Annotated in this window: 16 protein-coding genes and 1 pseudogene; 8 read left to right on the top strand and 9 right to left on the bottom strand. The window is 68.3% G+C overall.

Annotated features, from left to right (window positions below; genetic code table 11):
* Positions 1-217 precede the first annotated feature (217 nt).
* A complete protein-coding gene (locus tag ACYVF7_RS04360) occupies positions 218-646 on the top strand; it encodes an MmcQ/YjbR family DNA-binding protein (RefSeq protein ID WP_460335190.1) in 429 nt (142 codons plus the stop codon).
* A 226-nt stretch (positions 647-872) separates the two neighbouring features.
* Here ACYVF7_RS04360 and ACYVF7_RS04355 read toward each other — a convergent pair whose 3' ends face one another.
* Positions 873-2,360: a tectonin domain-containing protein gene (locus ACYVF7_RS04355; protein WP_460335188.1), complete on the bottom strand. Its 1,488-nt coding sequence runs from the start codon at positions 2,358-2,360 to the stop codon at positions 873-875.
* 140 nt (positions 2,361-2,500) lie between these two features.
* Between ACYVF7_RS04355 and ACYVF7_RS04350 the strand changes: the two genes are divergently transcribed.
* Positions 2,501-4,966 carry an ATP-binding protein gene (locus ACYVF7_RS04350; RefSeq protein WP_460335185.1) on the top strand — a complete coding sequence of 822 codons (2,466 nt, stop codon included), beginning with the start codon at positions 2,501-2,503 and terminating at the stop codon, positions 4,964-4,966.
* Positions 4,912-5,145, top strand: a complete 234-nt coding sequence (locus tag ACYVF7_RS04345) for a response regulator transcription factor (RefSeq protein WP_460357783.1) — start codon at positions 4,912-4,914, stop codon at positions 5,143-5,145. Before ACYVF7_RS04350 ends, ACYVF7_RS04345 begins: the two co-directional genes overlap by 55 nt.
* A gap of 113 nt (positions 5,146-5,258) precedes the next feature.
* On the opposite strand, the gene ACYVF7_RS04340 is transcribed toward ACYVF7_RS04345, so the two are convergent.
* Entirely contained in the window at positions 5,259-6,737 is a 1,479-nt protein-coding gene (locus ACYVF7_RS04340; RefSeq protein WP_460335182.1) for a hypothetical protein, read from the bottom strand.
* Positions 6,738-6,809: 72 nt separating this feature from the next.
* Here ACYVF7_RS04340 and ACYVF7_RS04335 point away from each other — a divergent pair, with 72 nt between their 5' ends.
* On the top strand, positions 6,810-6,989 hold the full coding sequence (locus ACYVF7_RS04335; RefSeq protein WP_460335179.1) for a hypothetical protein: 180 nt from the start codon (positions 6,810-6,812) through the stop codon (positions 6,987-6,989).
* A gap of 265 nt (positions 6,990-7,254) precedes the next feature.
* Here the strand turns inward: ACYVF7_RS04335 and ACYVF7_RS04330 are convergent, their stop codons facing one another.
* Positions 7,255-8,583, bottom strand: coding sequence for an erythromycin esterase family protein (locus ACYVF7_RS04330; protein ID WP_460335176.1), 1,329 nt, complete (start codon positions 8,581-8,583; stop codon positions 7,255-7,257).
* A 63-nt stretch (positions 8,584-8,646) separates the two neighbouring features.
* On the opposite strand from ACYVF7_RS04330, the gene ACYVF7_RS04325 reads away from it, so the two are divergent.
* Positions 8,647-9,186 (top strand): helix-turn-helix domain-containing protein, encoded by a 540-nt coding sequence (locus ACYVF7_RS04325; RefSeq protein ID WP_460335173.1) that lies wholly within the window; start codon positions 8,647-8,649, stop codon positions 9,184-9,186.
* A 380-nt stretch (positions 9,187-9,566) separates the two neighbouring features.
* Here ACYVF7_RS04325 and ACYVF7_RS04320 read toward each other — a convergent pair whose 3' ends face one another.
* Entirely contained in the window at positions 9,567-11,792 is a 2,226-nt protein-coding gene (locus ACYVF7_RS04320; RefSeq protein WP_460335170.1) for a DUF4132 domain-containing protein, read from the bottom strand.
* 676 nt (positions 11,793-12,468) lie between these two features.
* Positions 12,469-12,624 carry a hypothetical protein gene (locus ACYVF7_RS04315; protein ID WP_460335168.1) on the bottom strand — a complete coding sequence of 52 codons (156 nt, stop codon included), beginning with the start codon at positions 12,622-12,624 and terminating at the stop codon, positions 12,469-12,471.
* A 962-nt stretch (positions 12,625-13,586) separates the two neighbouring features.
* Here ACYVF7_RS04315 and ACYVF7_RS04310 point away from each other — a divergent pair.
* Complete coding sequence (locus tag ACYVF7_RS04310; RefSeq protein ID WP_460335165.1) at positions 13,587-14,012, top strand: hypothetical protein; 426 nt, start codon at positions 13,587-13,589, stop codon at positions 14,010-14,012.
* 303 nt (positions 14,013-14,315) lie between these two features.
* Here the strand turns inward: ACYVF7_RS04310 and ACYVF7_RS04305 are convergent, their stop codons facing one another.
* From ACYVF7_RS04305 to ACYVF7_RS04290, 4 genes are all read right to left on the bottom strand, one after another.
* Positions 14,316-14,795, bottom strand: a complete 480-nt coding sequence (locus ACYVF7_RS04305; protein ID WP_460335162.1) for an FMN-binding protein — start codon at positions 14,793-14,795, stop codon at positions 14,316-14,318.
* A gap of 29 nt (positions 14,796-14,824) precedes the next feature.
* The gene (locus ACYVF7_RS04300) at positions 14,825-16,141 is read right to left on the bottom strand and encodes a ferredoxin reductase family protein (protein WP_460335159.1); all 1,317 of its coding nucleotides are present in this window, start codon (positions 16,139-16,141) and stop codon (positions 14,825-14,827) included.
* A 578-nt stretch (positions 16,142-16,719) separates the two neighbouring features.
* Entirely contained in the window at positions 16,720-16,932 is a 213-nt protein-coding gene (locus ACYVF7_RS04295; protein WP_460335156.1) for a hypothetical protein, read from the bottom strand.
* A 294-nt stretch (positions 16,933-17,226) separates the two neighbouring features.
* Positions 17,227-17,661, bottom strand: a complete 435-nt coding sequence (locus tag ACYVF7_RS04290; protein WP_460335153.1) for a DUF6196 family protein — start codon at positions 17,659-17,661, stop codon at positions 17,227-17,229.
* Positions 17,662-18,133: 472 nt separating this feature from the next.
* On the opposite strand from ACYVF7_RS04290, the gene ACYVF7_RS04285 reads away from it, so the two are divergent.
* Both ACYVF7_RS04285 and ACYVF7_RS04280 read left to right on the top strand, forming a co-directional pair.
* Complete coding sequence (locus ACYVF7_RS04285) at positions 18,134-19,705, top strand: pentapeptide repeat-containing protein (RefSeq protein ID WP_460335150.1); 1,572 nt, start codon at positions 18,134-18,136, stop codon at positions 19,703-19,705.
* A 911-nt stretch (positions 19,706-20,616) separates the two neighbouring features.
* Positions 20,617-21,497, top strand: a pseudogene (locus ACYVF7_RS04280) (fructosamine kinase family protein).
* Positions 21,498-21,550 lie beyond the last annotated feature (53 nt).

The raw sequence follows: 21,550 nt of genomic DNA, 5'->3' as shown, positions 1-21,550 counted from the left end.
CGCACGGCATCGCCTGCGGAACCGGTCAGGTGTCGGCGTCGGAGGCGGGCCAGCGATGCCAGCTCACCCGTTTGATGCCACGCTGGGGATTCCGGGCGACATCGAGGATGCGAGACCAGAGCGTGGATCACGACGACGAGTACCTTGAAGCCGTCCGGCTGCGACAGGTCCACCCGACTCGGCCCCCGTTCGCGGTGTCTGGGCCGATAGCCTGCACATGTGCAGAAGGCGGTGTCCGGGAGCGACCACGATGGCTGACGACGATGACGTGCGACGGTTGGCGCTCGCGCTACCTCACGTGGTCGAGATCGACAGCGACGGCTTCGATTTCCGGGTCGCCGGCAAAGGGTTCGTCTGGTCCTTTCCCGAGCGCAGAGCGGGTAAGCCGCGTGTCATCCGGACCGACATCGCCGTACTGTACGTCGGCGACGAGGCGGAGAAGCAGGCGCTGCTGCTCGGCGAGCCGGAACGCTTCTTCACCACGCCCGCCTACGACGGGCTGCCGCTGGTCATGCTGTGGCTGGAAAAAGTGGACCTCGACCGCCTGGAAGAACTCATCACCGACGCCTGGCGCATGCGTACGCCGGACACGCTCGTCGGCGACCTCGACGCCGCAGCCGATTCGCCCACGCCGAATCCAGGATGAGCGGAGCCGGCGGGGACCCGCAGGCCGCGCCCAGAGACTGCCGGACCCCGGCGTAGCGCATCCGTGCCCCGCGACACCTTGAGCCCGACCTCCGCCGGATGCAGCGGCACCAACACGATGTTCATCCCCGACCTCGATGGTGCGTGCCTCCGGCCGAATGCGCATACGCATCGGCAGGCCGCCCGGCTCGGCCGAGGGGGCAGGGCGGACCCCGCCCCCCACCGGGCTACACGGGCAGCGTGGCCCGCTGGCCGAATTCCGTACCGTCCCAGGAAAAGATGTGGTTGTCGAGGCTGACGTACCAGATGTTGCCGGCTCCGCCGACCGACACCTGGGCGGCCCGCCCGTCGGTCGGCATCTCCAGCCACTGCCCGCCGATCCAGCGGTACAGCCGGTTGTCGGGGCTGACCCGGCACGCGGTGCCGTCCGCGCCGAGGGAGATGTCCAGGGCCGTTCCCGGGATCTGCGTCCAGCCGGAGCCGGTCCACGACCAGATCTCGCCGAGGCTGTTGCGGTGCCACACCAGATCCTTGTTACCGACGGCGATCTGCACACCGCGGGCGTACGGGGTCGGCTCCGACCAGGTGGCGCCCACCGTGCCGTCGCGGCGCATGACCCGGCCGTCGAAGAGGATCGCCCAGACGGTGAAGTCTGCGGCGGCCGCGATGCTGAGTGCCGCGATCTGGGTGTCCTGCTGCCAGCTTTCGCCGAGGTAGTGCCAGATCTGGCCGAGGGAGTTGAGGTGCCAGATGTGGTCGCAGTCGCCGACCGTGACCTGCACGGCGCGTGCGTAGGACGTCGGCTCGACCCACTTGGCGCCGTTCCAGCGGTAGAGGTGGCCCGCGTCGCCCACCGCCCACACGCTGTCGTCGGTGCCCGCCTCGATCTGCCAGGACTCCGACCGGCCGGGGACCAGCAGCGAGTCGCGGGAGTACCTCCAGATCTTGTAATTGTTCGGCGGCAGCTTGCCGTAGGTGTCGGACTGCAGGACGCGGTTCCCGCCGATGTAGGCCAGCGGCGGGTACACGGTGTTCCACGTGCCGGCGGCGATCGGGGCGCCGGGGAGCGGGTCCTGCGTGGCCTCCGGGTCGAACCGCCAGAGCCGGTACTGGTCGCCGCCGTGCAGGGTCTCCTCGTAGGTCTCCAGGACCCGGTTGCCGTCCAGCGAGGTCAGCGTGTGATTGGCGACGATGGTCTGCCACGTGCCCGAGGTGATCGGGCCCACGAACGGGTCCCCGCTGCCGGTGACCGTCCGGTCATAGCGGTAGACCACGTAGTAGCCGCTTGCGGCATCGAAATACATGACGCGGTCGCCGCCCAGGTAGATCAGCGGCGTGTAACGCAGCTTGGAGGTCGGCCAGGCCCCCTGCACTACAGGGTCGCCGGGGAACGGGTCGCCGCCACGCACGTTCCGATCGAAGTGCCAGATCCGGTACGGCGTCGAGAGGTACCCGGCGGTCTCCCAGTCCAGCACCCGATCTCCCCCCAGGTAGACCAGGTCGTGGTAGCCGCGGATGGTGTTCCACGTACCCTCGCACAGCGGGTCGCCGGGCAGCGGGTCGCCGGTCGAGGTGGCGTCGTAGCGCCACACCCGGTAGTGGCCGTTGTCAGGATCCCACTCCAGGACCCGGTCGCCACCGAGCCAGATCAGTTTGCCGGTGACCGTCTTCCACTGCCCCTGAGTCACCGGGTCGCCGGGGAACGGATCGCTCATGTCTGTCATGCCTCCCGTGAATGCCCCCGTGAATGCCCCCGGGGAATGAACGTCCCGCCCAGCCTTCCCCCGCGACCGCCCCGGCGGCGTCAGGGTGACCCCCCTGACATTTGGCCTATCCAGGATTAGCCTCGCAATCGATGTTGCTGGAGCGGGACCGCGAACTGGCGGTCCTGCACGCTCTGTTACGGCGGGCGGCCTCGGGCAGCGGTGGTACGGCGGTCGTCACCGGCCCGCCGGGCGCCGGCAAGACCACACTGCTGGCCGCCATTCGCGACGCCGGACCGACGTACGGCCTGACCGGCCCGCACGCCCGCGGACACGAGTTCGAACGCGACATCGGCTTCGGCGTGGCGAGCGCGCTGCTCGGGCCGGTCGAGGCCGGGCCGGCCGACGTACTCGCCCGGCGGCTCTACTGGCAGGTGGAGGCGGTCGGACCACTGCTGCTCACGGTGGACGACATTCATTGGTCGGACGCCGGCTCGCTGCAGTTCCTGTGCCATCTGGCCGAGCACGTGGACGAGCTTCCGGTGGCGCTCGTGCTCGCCTGCCGGGCGGGCGGCGAGCATGATCCGTGGCTCGACCGGCTGCTCACGCTCCCGGGGGTCGAGCGGATCCCGGCCCGGCCGCTCAGCGCGGCGGCCGTCGAGCGCCTGGTGACGGACGCCGTGCCCGGCGCCGCTCCGGACTTTGTGGCGGCCTGTACCCGGATGAGCGGCGGCAACGCCTTCCTGCTGATCGAGCTGCTGCGCTCGCTCGACGACGGTACACCGGCCGACATCACCGGGGTCGTCCCCGACGCCGTGCTGCGCTCGGTGCTGGCTCGGCTCACCCGGCTCCCCGCCGAGACGCGCCGGCTGGCCGAGGCGGTCGCCGTGCTCGGCGACGACGTACCGTTCCCCCGCGCGGCGACGCTCGCCCGGCTCGACCTGGCCGCCGCCGAGAGGGCGGCCGACCTGCTCGCCGCCGCCCACCTGCTGCGGCCCGGCGCGCCGCTGGCCTTCGTGCATCCGCTGATCGGCAGCGCGATCCACTCCGGCCTGCCCAGGTTCGCGCGGGCGCGGGCCCACCGAGCCGCCGCCGACCTGCTGGTGGGCGACGGTGAGTCGCCGGACGCCGTGGCCGCGCACCTGCTGCTCACCGAACCGCTCGGCGAGGCGCGGACGGTGCCGCCGCTGGTGACCGCCGCCACCCGAGCGGCGCGGCGCGGCGATACCCGGTCGGCCGTACGGCTGCTCCGCCGTGCACTCGACGAGCCGCCGCCGCAGCCGGACCGGGCGGCTCTGCTCACCGACCTGGCAGCCGTCCTGTTCCGGGTCGGCGACCGGTCGGCCGAACGGGCGGCGGCCGACGCGCTGGAGCTGGCCGCCGGGCCGGTCGAACAGGCCCGCGCGCACGAGGTCCTCGCACAGATTCACCTGGCTCGGGGCGACCACACGGGTGCGGCCGCGCACAGCGGCACGGCACTGCGGCTGTTGGAGTCCGGGAGCGTCGAATGGCAGGACCTGCTGGTCCGGCACCTGGACTCCGTTGTGTTCCGGCCCGGCCGTACGGCCGAGGTCGGGAAGTGGATCGCGGCCATCGCCTCGCCCGAGCATCCCGGACTGCGCACGCACGTGGCCCTGCACCATGCGCTGCGCGGCGAGTCCGGCGACGCGGCTCGGCACGCCCGCGTGCTCGTGGCCGACCCGCGGCCGTTGGCCGACGAACACGGGGCCCTCGCCGGTCTGCTGGTCCACGCGCTCGCCCTCACCGACGACCTGGCGGCCGCCGAGGAGGTCGCCGACCGGGCCCTCACCGCCGCCCGCGAGCGAGGCGCGGTCATCGCTTATGCCAACGCCAGCTTCCACCGGGCGCTCTGCCGCCACCTGCGCGGGTCGCTCTCCGACGCGTGGGCCGACCTCGACCAGGCCCGTACGGTGGGCGCGGCCGGATGGCCGGGTGCCGTCGGCTGGATCGGCGAACTGGCGGTGAACATCGCCCTCGACCTCGGGAACGCCTCGGCGGCCGCCGAGGCCGGAGAACTCCTCGAACAGGCTCCGCACGACAGCATGGAGCAGGCGCTCTGCCTCGCCGCCCGAGCCCGGCTCCTGCTGCACGGCGGCTCACCGGAGGCCGCCGGAACCGCCGCCCTGGCCGCCGGGGAACTGTTGCGCGACGGCTTCGGCGTCGATCACCCCGGGTTGGTCGCGTGGCGGCCACTCGCCGCACTGGCCGCGCAAGCCGCCGGGGACTTGGCCGAGGCCCGTTCACTGGCCGCCTCGGGTGTCACCCGGGCCACGGAGCTGGGGCCGTCCCGGGCACTGGGCGGCGCGCTGCACGTTGCCGGTCTCGTGGCACCGGCCGGGGAAGCCGTGCCGCTACTGGCCCGGGCAACAGAGGTGCTGGAGCGCTCGCCGGCCCGGCTCGAGCACGCCCGCGCGCTGGTGTCGCTGGGTGCCGCACTACGCCGGGCCGGCGGGAGGCGGCGCGTGAACCGCTCCGACGGGGACTCGCCTACGCCGACGAGCTCGGCTGCCGACCGCTCGCCGAACAGGCCGGCGGTGAACTCCTGGCCAATGGCGCCCGGCCGCGGCGGGCCGCCATCACCGGCCGCGCCGCGCTGACGCCGACCGAGCAGCGAGTCGCCGACCTGGCGGCGGCCGGCCACACCAACCGGCAGATCGCTCAGGCGCTGTTCGTCACCGGCAAGACCATCGAAACACACCTGACCCGGATCTACCGCAAACTCCAGATCACCGACCGGGCCGGTCTGGCGGCCGCCCTGGCGGCACCGGCCACGTGACCAGGGCCGAGGAGACAGGCCGAGGGGCGTTGCCTCGACGGGGAGAAAGGTGCGGTCCACCGCGTCCCGGCCGGCCTGCCGCCGGGACGCGGGTACGGACCACTGGAGGCGGGTCAGGAGACGTTCAGCGCGGTGTCGTCGAGGACGAACGAAGTCTGCAGCTGCGATCCCTCGGTTCCAGTGAACTTCACTGTGACGGCCTGGCCCGCATAGGCGGCGAGGCTGTAGCTGTGCTGCTGGTAGCCGGTGGCGGCGTTGAGATTGGAGAAGGTCGCCAGGGTCGACAGAACGGTGCCCGAGCTGCTCAGCACCTGGACCTTCAGGGTGTCGTAGGCGGTCGAGGTGGACGTCTCGGCTGTGTCGATGTGCAGCCAGAAGCTGAGTGAGGCGGTCGAGCAGGCCGCCGGCACGGTCACGGTCTGGGAGAGCGTGTCGGTGTTGGCCGTTCCGTATCCGTTGAGCCAGGCGTTATAGGAGCCGGTACGGGGCGGCTCGCTGGAGGAGGTGTTGATGACGCCCGACGTGGCCGTCCAGCCGACGCCGGCGCCGGACTCGAAACCAGGGTTGGTGAGCAGTTGCGCCGCGGTGCATGAGGGGGGCGGCGTGGTGGTGCCGCCGGAGCCGGCGAGCCACTCGGTGGCGTTCAGACCGAGCTGCGCGTCGGTCGCCTTGGCGTCGTTCCAGCCGTTGTACAGGGTGTTGCCGGACTGGCCGGTGCCATCGTCGATGTCGGAACTGTCACCCCAGAAAGCGACCCGGCCGTTGCCGAAGGTGCTGGTGGCGAAAAAGGCCCCGGTGGTCCCGCCCGGCGTCGCGGTGGTCAAGTAGAGCAGGCCTTTGGCGCCTGCGTTGTCGGCCGGGTGCAGGGTCACGGTGGTGCCGTTGTAGAGGGCACCCGCGGTCACGGTTCCGTACGGCCCGTGCAGGACCGGGTCGGTGCTGTCAGTGATGGCGGTCGGGTAGCCGCTGGCGATGTTGAGCAGATCGACGCTGAATCCGAATGGGTCCGTACTGTCGACCGTGTTGTTGGTCATCAGATCGTTAATGATCTTCGGTGAGTCGGCGCCGTCGTTGTTGCGGTCGCTGCCGGTGTGGTCGGAGATCAGGAACAGCCCGCCGCCGTTCTTGACGAACGTCATCACCGCCGTCTTCTCGGCCGTACTGAGCAGGACGTTGGGCTCGGGCAGCACGAACTCGTCGAAGTTCGACAAGTCCTGGGGGTTCGAGGAGTCGCCATAGGTGATGGTCTTGCCCGGGGCGAGGGTGTCGAGGGTGTAGTTGCCGGTCTTCTGCAAGGCCACACCCCAGGCCGAGATAGCGCCGGTCCAGTCCGTCTCCACTGTCGGCGAGGCGTTCTGCTTCGTCGGGTCGGGGATGCTCGTGCTGATGATCCAATCGGCGTTGCCCGCAGTCTCCGCCTTGCTGTCGTCGAACAGCACGCGGTGCTTCGTCGCCGCCGCTGCCGAGTGAGAGTTCGCGATGGTCACCAGCGTGACGGCAGCGAAGGTGAAGGCGGCGACGACGAGTGCGGCGATCACGCCTGGCAGACGTGTCCTGGTCGTACGAAGTCGGATGGCAGGGGGCTCGAGCATTCGACACGCCTCTCTGGCGGAGATGAGACGTTCTCAGTGTCAGTTCAACGGCGCGTACGGTCCACGTACGCGATGACAACCGTTGATGTCGAGATCTGTTCAGTGTTGACGACGTTGGAGATGCCGCCTATAGCGCTCGTCCGCGCCGTGATCAGTCTTCGCGCGCCACCCACCGACCGCGAGCCCGTCGGCGGCGTGACCGGACAGCCGGTCGTCGGCTGCGTCACCGAGCAGGCCGCTGCTCAAGGATGACGAACAACGCGTCTGCGGCGCGGCTCTCAGTGGAGCGCGCGTACCCTGCGACCTTGGCTAACCGACGTCCCAGACACCACCGTCCGGCGCGACGCGCATCCGACCGCCCAGCGCACCGACGGACCGGCGGACCGGCGGACCGACGGACCGGCGGACCGGCGGACCGGCTCCAGCGCAACCGGCCGTCCAGGTCGACCGCACGCAGAACGGACCCGGGCTTCGCGGCAGAAGAGGGTGTTCGTGATTCCGGATGTCGACCTGGGTGTCACCGCGGGTTCCAGCGCGAGAACGTCTCTCGTACGTCGTCGGGGGAGCAGGCGAGGGCGGCCGGGTCGGGTTCGGCCGCCGTGACGTCGGGGAGGTGGACGATGAGGTCGTAGGCGTCGAGTGGGTTCAGGTCGACGTGGAAGGCGCCGAAACGTTGCCGGGCGGCGGCGCGGACGGCGTCGGCGTCAGCCGGTGACAGCCGCCGGAGGTCGGTCGCGAAGGGCCCGTCGTGGCTGGCGGCCATGAGCGAGTCGAGAGTGCCTGGCTCCGGCGCCCCCATCCGCGTGAAGAGCGTGCCGGTGTAGAAGTCGGCCTCGGTGTTGAGAGTCTGGCCGGTTCCCGTGGTCGTACCGATGACGAGGTAGTCCTCGCCGAGCCGGTCGGCCAGGTGCATGCCCGCAGGTGTCGCCGCCTCCGGTATCCCGGGCACGAGCCAGGGCCGGCGCTGGATGTGGCCGTTGTGGGCGGCCAGTACGATTCGGTCTTCGCGGCGCAGGATCCACTCGAGGTTGTCCGCGATCGCGGCGCCGCGGTCGAACATCACCGTCGGCCGGTCGCCGCGGGCCATCGCGCGGACGAGCGCGTCGATGGTGATCGTGAGGTGCAGCGAGCGCAGTGCGCGTTCGTACGCGCCGGCCGTGGTCCGCCGGGTGTACTCGAGGCGGCGTCCGGTCATGCGCACGGTCAGTTCGGCCAGGCCCGCGGTCAGCGCGTCCTTGGTCTGGGCCGCGAGTTGTGCGTAGGCGCCGACGGCCGTGGGGATGGAGAACGCCGATGACGCGGCGAAGACGGCCGCCGTCTCCCGGATGCCCGGATCCACCTGGTACTCGGGATCGGCCTGCGCCAGGTAGGCGATGACGGCGTCCAGGCTCGGCAGCAGAGACGCGTTGGAGCCGGACAGATCGGCGCCGTAGAAGCCGACCTGCCGTGCGGCGGTCCGGTTGTGGTGCCGCATCCACTCCAGGTGGGCGCGCATCTGGGTCCACAGTCCCATCAGCGAGGTCATGCCGTTCGCCAGGACCTGGCCGAGATCGTCCTCACCGCCCCGTACCCACGCGTCGGTCCGCCATCCTTCGGCGAATCCCGACTCCATCGCGTACGCACCGAACCCGTGCCGCTCGACCAGGTAGCGCAGCAGGCGGTGGCGGAGCCGGTAGGTCTCGCCGTTGTAGTGCGCGCTCTCCCCGATCGCCACCACCCGCGCGTCGCCGATCGCCTCGTCCAGCCACTCCAGATCGTCCAGCGGTCCGGACGGATCGAGCGTGCGCAGCGGCATCACCGCCTGGCCGCTCAGCCCGGCCGTCGCCGTGGAGGTGCCCTCGGTCATTCGTACGCCTCCCTCGAACGTTCCCAATATTGGGAATGGTACCAACTATGGGATAATTCGGCGATGGACACGCTAGATCTGCTCCTGCACCCGGTACGACTGCGCATCGTCTACGCGCTGTCCGGCGGGCGTGTACGCTCCACCGCCGATCTGTGTGCGAGCCTGCCGGAGGTCCCGAAGACCACCGTGTACCGACATGTCGGCCTGCTCGCCGACGGAGGAGTGCTGGAGGTCGCCGACGAACAGCGGGTACGCGGCGCGGTGGAACGCCGCTACCGCCTGCGTCGGGACCGGGCAATGATCGACGCGGAGGCGGGCGCCTCGATGTCGCTGGACGACCACCGCCACGGGTTCGCCGCGGCCATGGCCGCCCTGCACGCGGAGTTCAACGCCTACCTCGACCGTCCCGGCGCCGACCCGCACGCCGACCTGGTGGGCTACCGACAGGGCATCCTCTGGCTCAGCCAGGACGAGCTCACCGAGATGATCGGCGAGTTCCGCGCCATCGTCGCGGCCCGGACGCACAACCGGCCGGAACCCGGCCGCAGCCCCCGCCTGATGAGCCTGATCCAATTCCCGATCGACGAGTCACCCACCCCATGACCGACCACCAGACGACCGCCGCCCCTGAGCCCGACCCACAGTGACACCCAGTGCCTGCCCCACGGCCCAGCCCCGGCCGACGGGCCCATATGAAGCCCGAACACACCCGGTGGCCGCCGCCATCCGCCGCACACTCCCGTCGGCAAGAGCGCACGCCCAGGGCGAGCATGAGAGCGGTCGGCGGATCACTACGCCGGGGCGTGGAGGATTCCGGCGAGCGGGCCGGCCACCGCGGTCGGCCCGGCAGGAGCACCGCCGACGCCGACATCGCCGCCACGACGGCGACCGCATGGACGCGAGTACGGCCGGAACAGAGACCCGGCGACCGCTCATGGCGCGGCCCTGACACCCGTCCTCGCGACTCCGCGCGCCGCGACCGTTCACTTGGCGGGTGCGGCGCCCTCGGCCAGACGGACGAACTCCGCGAGGATCTCCGAGGCGACCACCGGGTCAAGATCGCCGAGGGGGAGCCGGGTGCCGGAGAAGCGGCCGGTGAACAGCCACACGCGGGTGATCTCCTGCTCGGCGTACTCCTCGGGCGCGATGACGCGGATGCCGGGCTCGATCTGCACCATCAGATGCCGCTCGTCCGGCGTCATGAAACTGATCTGGCGCCGGAAGCCGCCGGTCTCCTTCTCACCGAGCTCCCAGCCGCGTCCCGTCATGCCGAGGATGCGGCCGAAGTGCACGGTCAGCCCGTCGAACCGGGTGAGGTTCCCGATCTCGCGCTCCTCCTCCGTCAGCGCGTGCACGGCCCGTTCGAGCTGCGGAAACGGCTGAAGGATCTCGTAGTCGGCGAACACCTGCCGCCAGGCGCCCGCCTCCTCGCCGCCGAGCCGCAGCGGATGCGGCAGCACCACCCGGGCCGACTCCGGAAGCGTGAACTCGTCGTCGCCGACGTCGGCGAACGTGCGGTCCTCGGCGATTCGGAACGTGGTGACGGCCCCGTCCACCTCGGCGCTCCACACCAGGCGGCGGACGATGTGCCACAGCAGCGGATGCTCGACGAACAGGGACCGGAACTCCCCGGCCGTCCAGCCGCGGCCCGACACCATCGCCTGCTCCAGCCGCTTGATCTGCTCGGCGGCGGTGGTCCTGACCTCCTTCTTGAGATCGCCGAAGCGCTTGTACGAGGCGGCTGCCGGCGTCTGGTCGTCTTTGACGCCGGGCTTGGGCAGCGTCTTGCGGCGCTTGCCATCCTCGTCCGTCACGTACGGTTTGAGCTCCTCGTCGAACCCGACCACGAAACGCCGGTGGCCGTAGTCCAGGGTCATGCTGCCCTCGGCGTCCAACCCGAGGTCGGGGACGAGCCGATCGGCGAGTTGCTCGGGCGTCAACCCGCGCTCTTTGGCAATGCGGTTGAGGGCTCCCTCCGCCCAGGGCCGTATCCGCTTGGCGTCCTGCGCCTTCTGTGAGAGCCGATGTAGGTGTCGCAGCGCCGAATCCGTGCCGAGCCTGCTGAACACCTTCAAAGCAGAAGTTCCGCCGCGGTCCCAGACATACGCCTTCGACCAGCGGGCGACGCTGGGGGCGAGAAGATCGGCGACCTCGTCATTGGCCAGGTTGATCAGTGCCCACTGGACACCGGGAGACGCCCACTTGTTGGAATCGTCCACCTGGTACAGCGCCCAGGCGAACTCGGCGAGCGAGTCCGGGTCACACGCCTCGACGACCTGCGTAAGGCCCGCGTACGGCTCCGACGGTGTCGAAATGGACACCATCGTGATGACGCGCCGGGTCGCGGCCGCGGGCAGGGCGAACTCGCGTCCGTGCAGCAGGATCCGCGGCAGCCGCTCGGGAGCGAAACCCGAGGGAACGGGAGGGAGCGGGTCCGGGTACAGGTCCAGCGGGTCGGTCTTCAGCGCAGCGATCGCCGCCACGGCCTCCTCACCGTAGTGGCGGGCGGCCTCCACGACCGCGTCGTGCCCATGCCGCTCGGCGACCAGCCGCAGGGCCTCCTCGGCCTTCGCCCGTTTTGGACCGGGCTTGCGGAGGGCGTCCGGCACGGTCAGCCGCACCGCGGCCGGCCCGTGCTTCTCGAACCAGGACGTCGCCTGGTCGCCATTCGGATAGACGCCCCAATGCTTGATCATCACCTGGGCGACGTCCGCGTCCAGGAACGGATCCAGCGCGTAGAAGGCCCGCTTGTTCTTCGCCTCGTACAGCGCCATCGGGTACGCCGCCATCTCATGGCGCGCCACGGCCGCCATCAATCCGGTGGACATCGGGTACCCGGTGAGGACGTCCCAGTAGCGCTCGTCTGCCAGCAGCTTCGCACCGAGTTCCAAAGGCGCCTGCGCGAACAGGCCGATGGCCAAGGCGTGAAGCCGCCGCTCCGGCTCCGACCGCACCCTCTCGGTGGCGAAGTCGTCGGCCACCCGCTCCCAGTCGGTGTCGTCCGGAAGACGCTCCCAGCCATACTTCCCGTACGGTGCGTTCAGCCACTCCTCCCGCTCGCCCGGCGCCCACGCGACGATGGTCGGTTCCTTCGGCGCCTTCAGCCCCGTAAGGACGACCGGCTCCCTGCCCTTGGGATCCCGCTCCCACGGCGGATCCACGAGCAGGTCGGGCAGGGCGCTGGCGGGGGCATCCTTCAGTTCCGGCATCGCTCCAGGTTTCTGACGAGATCGGGGGGAGGACCTCGGCGCACGCGCCGCGCCCGCCAAAGATCCATTCATCATCACTGACTCGCGCCCCCGCCGTTTCGTTCCGGTCGCCGGAGCTGTTCCTGGCCGACCGACGCCCTCGCCCAGCATGGCCGGCCCGCCGTCACCGATAACGCCGCACCGCGGGGTCTTCCCGCCATACTCCGACCGCGCCCCTGTAGGTGGGGTTCTTAACCGGGAAGTGTCTGCAGTGCGGCCACGCTGTCCTCTCGTTGCAGACCTGATCAAGGTGCGGCGACGATTGCCATCGCGCCGAGGCGCGGGTGTGGTTCCAGCTCCAGCGGACGACGTGGCAGCATGGTCCAGGAGTTGATGGGCCACTCCGATATCCGCGTCACGCGCGGCTACACGCACGTCACCTCGCCCCTCGTCCAACGACGCTGCCCAGCGCATCGGACACGCGCTCTTCACGGCGAATGAGACCAGGGACGACGAAGGGCGCCTCTCCGAGGGAGAGACGCCCACGTCACAGACGAGCCGCCTGCCGGAATCGAACCGACGACCTATTCATTACGAGGGAAGATCGAGCAAGCACCGACCACGGCCCGTCCTCGGCTCCACTTGGGCAGATGGTCTCTGGTCGTCCGTCAGAGTCCGTGGTTTTACGTCTCGATCGTCACTCAGTTGGTCGCGCAGTCTGTTGGCGGTGCTGACTTTGCAGATGTTGGTGAACTGCTTCGGTAGGGTCGCCGACCAGCAGTGAAGCGCCGATCATGCCTTTGACCTGCGGGTTGAGCATCTCGGCGCTTCTCGCTGTTTCGCGCTTGATCACGGTGTCATGTGCCCAGAATGTGCCCCGGGATCGGCGGTGTTCCCTAGATCTGCGGAACCTAGTCGGCGTTATCGTCTGGCGTGGCCGCTGATGATCTGGTTCAGCAGCTGCAGTAGCGGTCTAGGTCGCCGCCAGTCCCCCGTTTACCGCAGTCCTGGCCCGCGTTAAGGTTCACTCCCGTCGGTCGGGCCCGCACTCGCCCCGGCGCCGTCGATAAGGCCTACTCCTCGGAGTCGAAGATACCAAAGGAACGGTTGACCTCCCGAATGAGCCTCGCGCGACGCGCAGCCTCCCGAGCCCGCGCAGCTTCCAGAGCCGGGGCAGCGAACAGTCGAAGTGTTTCCCTAGTCAGTTCCTCCTCGCGTTCCTGTCTCAGCACCGTCCGGATTTCCCTGACTACCTCGGGGGTTGTCAGGAACCCGGCGCTGACGCGTAGAGATTCCTGAATCCGCTCCTGACGCGTGCGCGGGCGCCGCCCCGGAAGAGGGGGCAGCACATCCTCGTCTACCTCGCGTACACCAGGTGAGAGGGTTTCGTCCTCCCTGTCGCGTGATCCGTCATCGTCGGAGGTGGTAACGACGCGCCTAATGACGCGCCTGCGCGGTGGCGGCAGTGTATTCACTGGGGACGGCGCAGCATTCGGACCAGACTTTGTCGACGCTGGCGGTGGATTCACCGGGGACGGCGCAGCATTCGGACCAGGCCGCGGCGGTGGATTCACTGGGGGCGGCGCAGTATGCGGATCAGGCTTTGTCGACGCTACAGCGGGTGCTGTGATTCCGGTGGTCGTGGTCGCCAGTACCGCGAACGCTAGGGCTATTACCTTGGGTCTCATATGACCTCCTTTGTGCATGAGCGACAGCAGGCCGATCGCCCACCTACATCGTCCTTTCGCTGATTACCCCGAAATCCGATGCCCGTCCCGATCAAGCGTAGGTTTGGCGAAGATTTAGGCTGAGTTCATGATCGGTTGCGCGGCGCCACACAGCTTTAATCGGGGCACCCCCAGCAATCGCCGTCAATCGCAAAAAACCAAGTTAGCCGGGCCGAGGGTCCAGAACTTCCAGCGTCTGTTCGTGCCGCTATCGGGGTCGGTGTCCTATCAGAACGTGGGCATATCGGATTTCAATGGGCAGGTCAGAGACGACGTTGCGCCAACCGACCCGACCCGGCAGACGATGACGGTGCACACGAACGCGATCTGGGCGTTCGGCGCGAACACGGACACCGGTCAGTCGTCTACTGTGCGGGGTGCGCAGAACCTCGCGCCCTTCTCCGGCCAGACGCTCGTATTCACCGGCAACTACCGGCTTTACCCAACAGGTCCCATCTTCCCGGGGGGACCCGATTCGTGGTCTTCGCGTCCCGATCCGGCAACCGGTACCTGACCGCGTTGTGAGGCCGGGACGCACGCGCGGATACACACACGGACGACCGGAGGCGGGTCAGGAGACGTTCAGCGCGGTGTCGTCGAGGACGAACGAAGTCTGCAGCTGCGATCCCTCGGTTCCAGTGAACTTCACTGTGACGGCCTGGCCCGCATAGGCGGCGAGACTGTAGCTGTGCTGCCAGCGCCGGCGAGCCACTCAGTGCCGCCTCCGACATTGCCGCGAACAGTTCCGGATCCGTGTCGCGGTGCCGTCGATGGACTTAACCGTCCCATGATCCGGCGATCGTGGTGCGCCAGCCAGTCAGATACCTGCCTTGTCCAACGCCGACTGCAAGGACTTGGCATATCCCCGCGACGTGTAGGTGGCACCGGACACGGCGTCGATGTTCGCGCTGTGCGCGGACATCGCCTCAGACTTCAGGACCGGGAGCGCAGCGGCGTCGATCTGCGCGCTGCGGCCGCCCACGTCGGTGTGCCGCAGCACCGTGACACTGGTGAGCTTGCTGTTCGCGATAACCGCTGCCACCTGCATCGTGCCGTACGGCGTGTCGATCGGATCGCCGGTGAAGGTGCCGCTCTTTCCCGCAGGGCGTTTCGGCCGCTTCGAAGGGGATGGGGATGTGCCGTCATGGCCGCCCGGACTGGCCGTCGGCGCGGGCGTGGAGCCCGGCCCCGCGCCGGCGAGCGCGGACTTCGGCGTGCCCGCCGTATGCGACTTGAACGACAGCAACAGCACCAGGCCGACGGCCGTGGACACCAGCGAGACGGCTACCTTGATCATGCGGATTTCCCTTCACCTTTCTGCTGAGCTCACAGGTCGAAGGCTTCGACGTGGATCCGGCGCCGGGGCACCCCCGCGCGCTTGAGTTGCTCGGTCGTGGCCTTGACCAGACCCGGAGGCCCGCACAGGTAGACATCGCGCCGGGCGGCGTCCGGCACGATCTTGAGCAGCGCCTTGGCATCGAGCGGATCCCGGCCCCGCACCGTGTTCCCGCCCACGACCGGATAGAGACCGAAACGGCGGTTGCGCGCAATGGCCTGCAGTTCCGGCCAGAAGACCAGATCCTCCTGCCGCATCGCGCGGTACAGCAGGATCACATCCGCTCCGAACCCCGGCAAGGTCTCGTACAGCGCGCGGATCGGCGTGATCCCCACGCCACCCGCGATCAGCAGGCTCGGGCGTCGCCTGCCGAAACGTACGGCGCCGCGGCCCGCGGTGAATGCTCCGTACGGCCCCTCGATCCACACCCGGGTACCGCGACGCAACTGGCCGAGCCGCCCGCTGCCGTCTCCTAGATTCTTGACGGTGATGCGCATCGTACGGTCGGTCGGTGGTGCCGACAGGGAGTACGGATGGGACTCCCACCACAGCCCGCGAGACAGAAACCGCCACCGCAGGAACTGCCCGGGCTCGGCGCCGAGCCGATTCAGGCGGCGACCGGTCAGGTAGATGGAGATGACGCCGGGCCCTTCGGCCACGACTTCCGCGACGCGCAGCGAGTGCCTGACCGACCGCCACATCGGCAGGATGAGACGGAACACCAGCACGGCGGCGAGGACCGCGATGTGAGCAGCCGACCAGATGGCCCGGTTACGTACGGAATTGGAGAAGTCGGCGCCGTTCGCGAACTCGTGGGCGAATGCCAGCGCCATCGCCAGATAGACGTACAAGTGGAAGAAATGCCAGGTCTCGTAGGAGAGTCTGCGGCGAACCATCCGCGCCGAGAGGACCCCGACCATGACCAGCAGGCCGAGCGCTGCCGTGGCCATCAGCACGTCCGGGTAGGAGACCTCCACCGTGACGGTTTCCGAGACCAGACCGGTACCCGACTGCATCCCGTAGCCGACCACCAGTAGGACGGCATGGGCGACCAGCAGAATCACCGTATATTCGCCGAGTGCCCGATGGTAGCGGGCTGCCACATCGGAGCCGACCCGGTTGTCCAGCAAGGGAACGCGGGCCATCAACGCCACCAGCACCAGCAGCAGGTAGGCACCGAGCATCCCCGCGATACGCCCAGCCGCGGTGACATAGTCACCGGTGCCGTGCAGCGAACCCGCCGTCGTGTCCTGCCACCAGACCGCGAGCACTGCTCCTACCCCGGCGACCATGACCAGGAGAAGCATCCGTTCCCACACATGCCCGGGTCTGGGAAGCAGCCCACCCATGGGCGTCGTCGCCACCGGAGGGTACGGATCCGCCTGTCGTCCCGCAGCACGCGTTGCCGACACCAACACCTCCAACGATCGATACCGGTCTCCCCAGCCATGCCTGCTCACGCTCGCCCGGCGCGCCACCGCCGACCAGCCCGGCCTCTGCGGCGCCGCCGCCGTGGCCCCGCGACATCCACCGGCCGATCGAGATTCCCGGCATTCGGCGACTGGAGGGCACGCCCGCCGATACGAGCCAAAGCATGATCAGGGTTTCCGGGGAGGCGGACGCAAGTTCACTGTTGCAAACCAGATACGAGCGCACGCCCAGGAAAATCTTCACAAACCGTTCAGATCGCCTGGAGTCCGCCTTTCGGTCAACCGGGACGCGCCGAAGGATGCCTGTCCGTACGTTTTCAAGCACGGTCCGCTTACCGTTCTCCAACCCGGCCCCGCAGGTCGCGACGGCCGTATGACGAGCGCGATCCCGCCGGCGGACCGCCGACCGCGGCCGCCCGCTCCCGCAGTGGCATGAGCGCACTGGCCGGGAAAGATCAGAAACGCGAGGTCAGCGGCAGAGGGCATGGTCGGCGGATTACCGCGCCGATGGCGCGAGGAATCCCGCGAGCGGGCCGGCCACCGCTGTCGCCGGCCTGTCCTGCGGAGAGCACCGCCATCGCCAGCACCGCCGTCACGAGGGCGACCGCATAGATGCCGAGCGCGACCGGAACCAGGGATCCGGTGACGCTCCCAACGTGGCCCTTCATGACTGCTCGACGAGCCACGCGATCCAGTAGTACGCACCGAGATGACGAGCGTGGCGATCTGCGTCATGTCGGGATGCAGGTCCAGGCCGACCTTGACGGTCAGCGTGATCAGCGCGCTGACGAGGTACGGCACGAGGGTGCGCGGGATGGAATCGAGCGTTGTGCGAACGCGCAGGACACCCCTGTTCGTGGCGCGTCCGGAGTAGGTCCCTTTGTTCGCTGCCGCGGCCGTAGCAGGGCCCTGGTGTTGGTTGAGGTGGTCGCGGTCCGTGATGAGCTCAACTCAGAGCCAGGTCAGCTGGTGCGCAGCGCTTTGATGATCGCGATGGCTTCGTCCAGCAAGTTGATGGGGCAGCCCCAGTAGTCGTAGATGCCGCCGCGGGCACGGTTACTGCCGCAGATGACGAATACGCCGGTGCCCAGCTCAGTCTTCAGATAGGTGGCCAGCCAGCCGACGAAGCCGCTGTTGTCCAGTTCGGCTGGGAAGTGGAAGGAGAAGATCCCGAATTGTTCGACGTCCTGGTTCTCTTGGTTGAGCGGGACCAGGCGGCTCCAGCTTTCGTTGTCTCGGACCACTGCCAGTGTCTCGCTGGTGAGCGACGGTGGCCGGTCTGCGGGGGACTCTTCAAAGCACCAGACACCGTCGTGGACGACGAAGTCGGCGAGGGAAATCACACGGTGTAGACGTTCTTCTGTCTGCTGCGGAGTCTCCACGCTGACACTGACCATGACGAAGTCTCCTGATTCATGCGGCAGGGATCCCGCTCTGGGGATCATCGGGAGTCGCCTCGTGCCGGGCGCGACGCCTCGGCATGTTGACGAACACCACAACGCCGTCGCCGGCTCGTTGATTTCCGTCCTGGCCGTGCCTATTCCGAGTCGGTGGAATGTTCGCCTTGGGTGACGCCGGGACCTCAGCCAGCGGCGATCTCGGCTTCGCCTGCAGCGAGACGGTTCTTGAGCTCGGGCGCGAGTTGCCAGGGTCTGAAACGTTTCCGACGCCTGCGGCAGGGCGCTTCAGTCGGGCGGCGATCTGAACGCCGCACCAGTGAACGCCGACCTGGTCGGTTAGTTGGTTCTCTGAGTGGGCCGGTGGTCTCTCCGAAGGTTCGACGCTCGGACGTTCGAGTGGAATGGGCCGAGACGCCCGGATCAGAGCCATCACTCTGGCTTTCTGGCGTTCGCTCGCTAGCATCTGGTCGTGGGCGACGCCAAGAGGTACTCGCGCGAAAGCCATCGCGGGTTGGGCATGTGGTCGATTCGTCTCGCCCTCGCGGTTGCGTTCGGAACTGCGGCCGTCCTCCTTATCGCGGCCTGGTTCCTGGTGTCCTGGCTGCTCGGCGCTCCGCGCAAGACACCGCCACAGCCACTGGACACCACTGCCCAGCTGGAACTGATCAAGATAGTCCTTGGCCTGGTGGCTGGAGTGGGTGCTCTGGTGGCGCTGGTCACCGCCTACCGGCGGCAGCGTGTCGAGGAAGCCGCAGGAGAGCGGGCTGAACGAATTCAGGCTCATGCCGAGCAGGTCGCCCGGGACAACGCGCACGATGCGACCGAGCGACGGGTGACCGACCTGTATTGCCAGGCGGTCGAGCAGTTGGGTCACGACAAGGCAGCCGTACGCCTCGGCGGTCTGTACTCTTTGGAACGCTTGGCGCAGGACCACCCGCAGCACCGCCAGACGGTCATCGACGTTGTCTGCGCCTACCTCCGTATGCCGTTCGAACCATCCCGTTCCGCCGACGGTCTAGATGGCGACGTCCAGGCCAGGCAGGAGTTGCAGGCACGGTTGGGCGCGCAACGTCTGCTGTTTCGTCATCTCACGGTCACCGAGCCATCAGAGGAAGACGTCTATTGGGCGAGAACGCTAATCGACCTCACCGGCGCCCATCTCGTGGATTTCGACTTCACGCGCTGCCGGCCCCATCGCGCCGACTTCCGCAACGCCCGGTTCACCGGTATCGCTGGGTTCAGTGGTGCTGAGTTCATTGGCGAGGCCCGGTTTCATGGTGTCGAGTTCAGGGACGCCGCCAGGTTTGGCGGGGCACTTTTTCATGAGGACGCGGGATTCGGCGGGGCTCAATTCAGCGGAGACGCGGGGTTCAGTGGGGCCACTTTTGGCGGGATCGCTCGGTTTGATGGTGCACAGTTCGCGCAGGCTGCGGGGTTCAGCCGGGCTCGGTTCGGCGGGCAGGCTGGTTTCGGCGGGGCAATGTTCGGTGGTGACGCCCGATTCGATGAGGCTTACTTCGCGGGCACCGCAGGCTTCACCGGAGTCACGTTCGGAAAGACAGTCGGTTTCAAGGGCGCAAGGTTCGATGCGAACGTCAGATTTCATCGCGGCATCTTTAGGTCGGACGTTCGGTTCGAAGATGTGGTCTTCAAAGGCGATTCCCGTTTCGACGGGTCAAGGTTTTGTGGAAACGCAGCTTTTGGCCGTGCGGAGTTCATCGGCCCTGTCGGCTTCGAGGACGTACAGTTCGATCAGGATGCGGGGTTCGGTAAGGCACGATTCGCCACTGAGGCGAACTTCAGCGATGCCAGATTCGGCGGAACCGCCTGGTTCGACAAATCGATGTTCGTCGGACATACCTTGTATCCTCGCGTCGGCTTCATCGGCACGGCCTGGTTTCAGGAGGCCACCTTCGCCTGGAACCCGGACCTAACCGATGCCACGGCCGACAGTCCCGGTGACCAACACGTGTGGCCTCCGGGATGGCAGGTGGAGCCGGCCGTCGGTAAGGCCCCGGCAAGGCTTGCCCCTCGGTCCTGATGGCAACTCATCTGGCTACGTCTTCTCATCGGCATGAGCGCACCGGCCGGGAAAGACCAGGCACGCGAGGTCAGCGGCATGAAAGCGTGGTCAGCGGATCACTACGCCGATGGCGCCGAAGAATCTGGCAAGCGGGCCGGCCACCGCCATCGCCAGCCAGCTCCGCGGGGAGCACCGTCATCGCCAGCACCGCGACCGTGTAGGCGACCCGCATGGATGCCGAGCGCGACCGGAACAGGGGACCTGGCGACGCTCGCGGCGCGGCCCTGACGCACGCCCCAGCAGGGCGGAGGCGTTCCAGCTCCCGTGCGGGCCGCGCGCTCGTCGGCGGGGAATGAGACCAAAAATGAACCGGAACGACCCTGGGCGCCTCTCCGAGGGAGAGACGCCCAGGTCAACGAGGGAGCCGCCTGTCGGGATCGAACCGACGACCTATTCATTACGCGTTCCGGTACGAGTAGTTCACCAACGTCCGCCGAGGTGCGTCCGACCGGCTCAGGCGATAGATGGCGTACCTCGGCGGACAGGTACGGATCCCGGCGAACGCACCTCTGAATGAGACCACGTTTGAGACGGCTCTACGCTCAGTGAGCCACATAGTCTTACGCAGGTAGGTTGTCCAATCTCCGCGGCACGTCATCGTCGTATGACGCCTGAGGCCTATTCATACAGCCGTGCCTGCGAGCAAGTCACGGCACTGCCACCGTCAGGGCCCATCACGCCGCACCCATCGATCAATCGGCCGCTTTCGGCACGTCGCCGGAGCGATACGGCCGGACGGACGGCGAGAACACTCATCGCGGCATGTTGTGTCGTCCGACCTTCGATCGCAGGTCGATTCTCGGCAGGTGGTCAATGCCGTTCACATAAGATCTGGCGAACAACACCCCGGACAGGAGGAGCCCTTCGTTATGCGCTCGGTGGCGTTTCTGCTCGAGTGCCTGTTCCGGGCCGGGATGCGCGATGTCGTCACAGTGGAGCCGGCGACGGGTGGGCTCGCGGCGCTCGCGGGCGTAGCGACCCGCAGGGATGCGCCGCCGGTGTTCGTCAAGACCTTCGCCGACGCGCCGGCCGACGACATCTTCGTCGCGGAGGCCGAAGGGCTGGCCGTCCTGCGCGAGCTCGGCGGCGTGGCGACACCCGAGGTGATCCTGGCGGACCGAGAACTGCTCGTGTTGTCGCTACTGCAGCCGAGGCCGCGCAGTGAGACCTTCTGGGAACAGTTCGCGCACGCGCTCGCCCACCTGCACATGAGCACGACCCACCCTCGCTTCGGATGGCACCGCGACAACTGGCTGGGCCGCCGCCGGCAGATCAATACGTGGCATGACGACGGCTTTGCGTTCTTCGCACAGCATCGGCTGCTTCGGTGGCTCGGGCAGCCCCGCGTCGATACGGCACTCGACGCCGGAGACCGGGCGGCGCTGGAGCGGCTGTGTCACCGGCTGCCCGACCTGCTGCCGGACCGGCCGGCATGCCTGACGCACGGCGATCTGTGGGCGCAGAACCTCCTGGCCACCCCGGACGGCGGCCCGCGCTGATCGACCCGGCCGTTTCCTACATGTGGGCCGAGGTCGACCTCGCCCACGTGTGGTCCACCTCGCCCCCGCCCGAGGCGCAACGGTTCTTCGAGGTCTATGCAGAGCTGACCTCCCTTGATGACGACTGGCGGGCCCGCATGCCGATTGTCCAGCTGCGACAGCACCTCGCCGTGCTGGCCCAGTTCGACGACGACTGGGGCGCCGGCGCCCAGGTCCGTGCCACCCTGGCCCCGTTCCGGACGCGAACATGACCAGAGGCCCGACGGTTGATCGCGGCTTGCCTCACAGCATTCGCTAGATCACC

This window comes from Actinoallomurus acanthiterrae, assembly GCF_054775715.1.
This window is presented reverse-complemented; position numbering and strand designations above follow the sequence as displayed.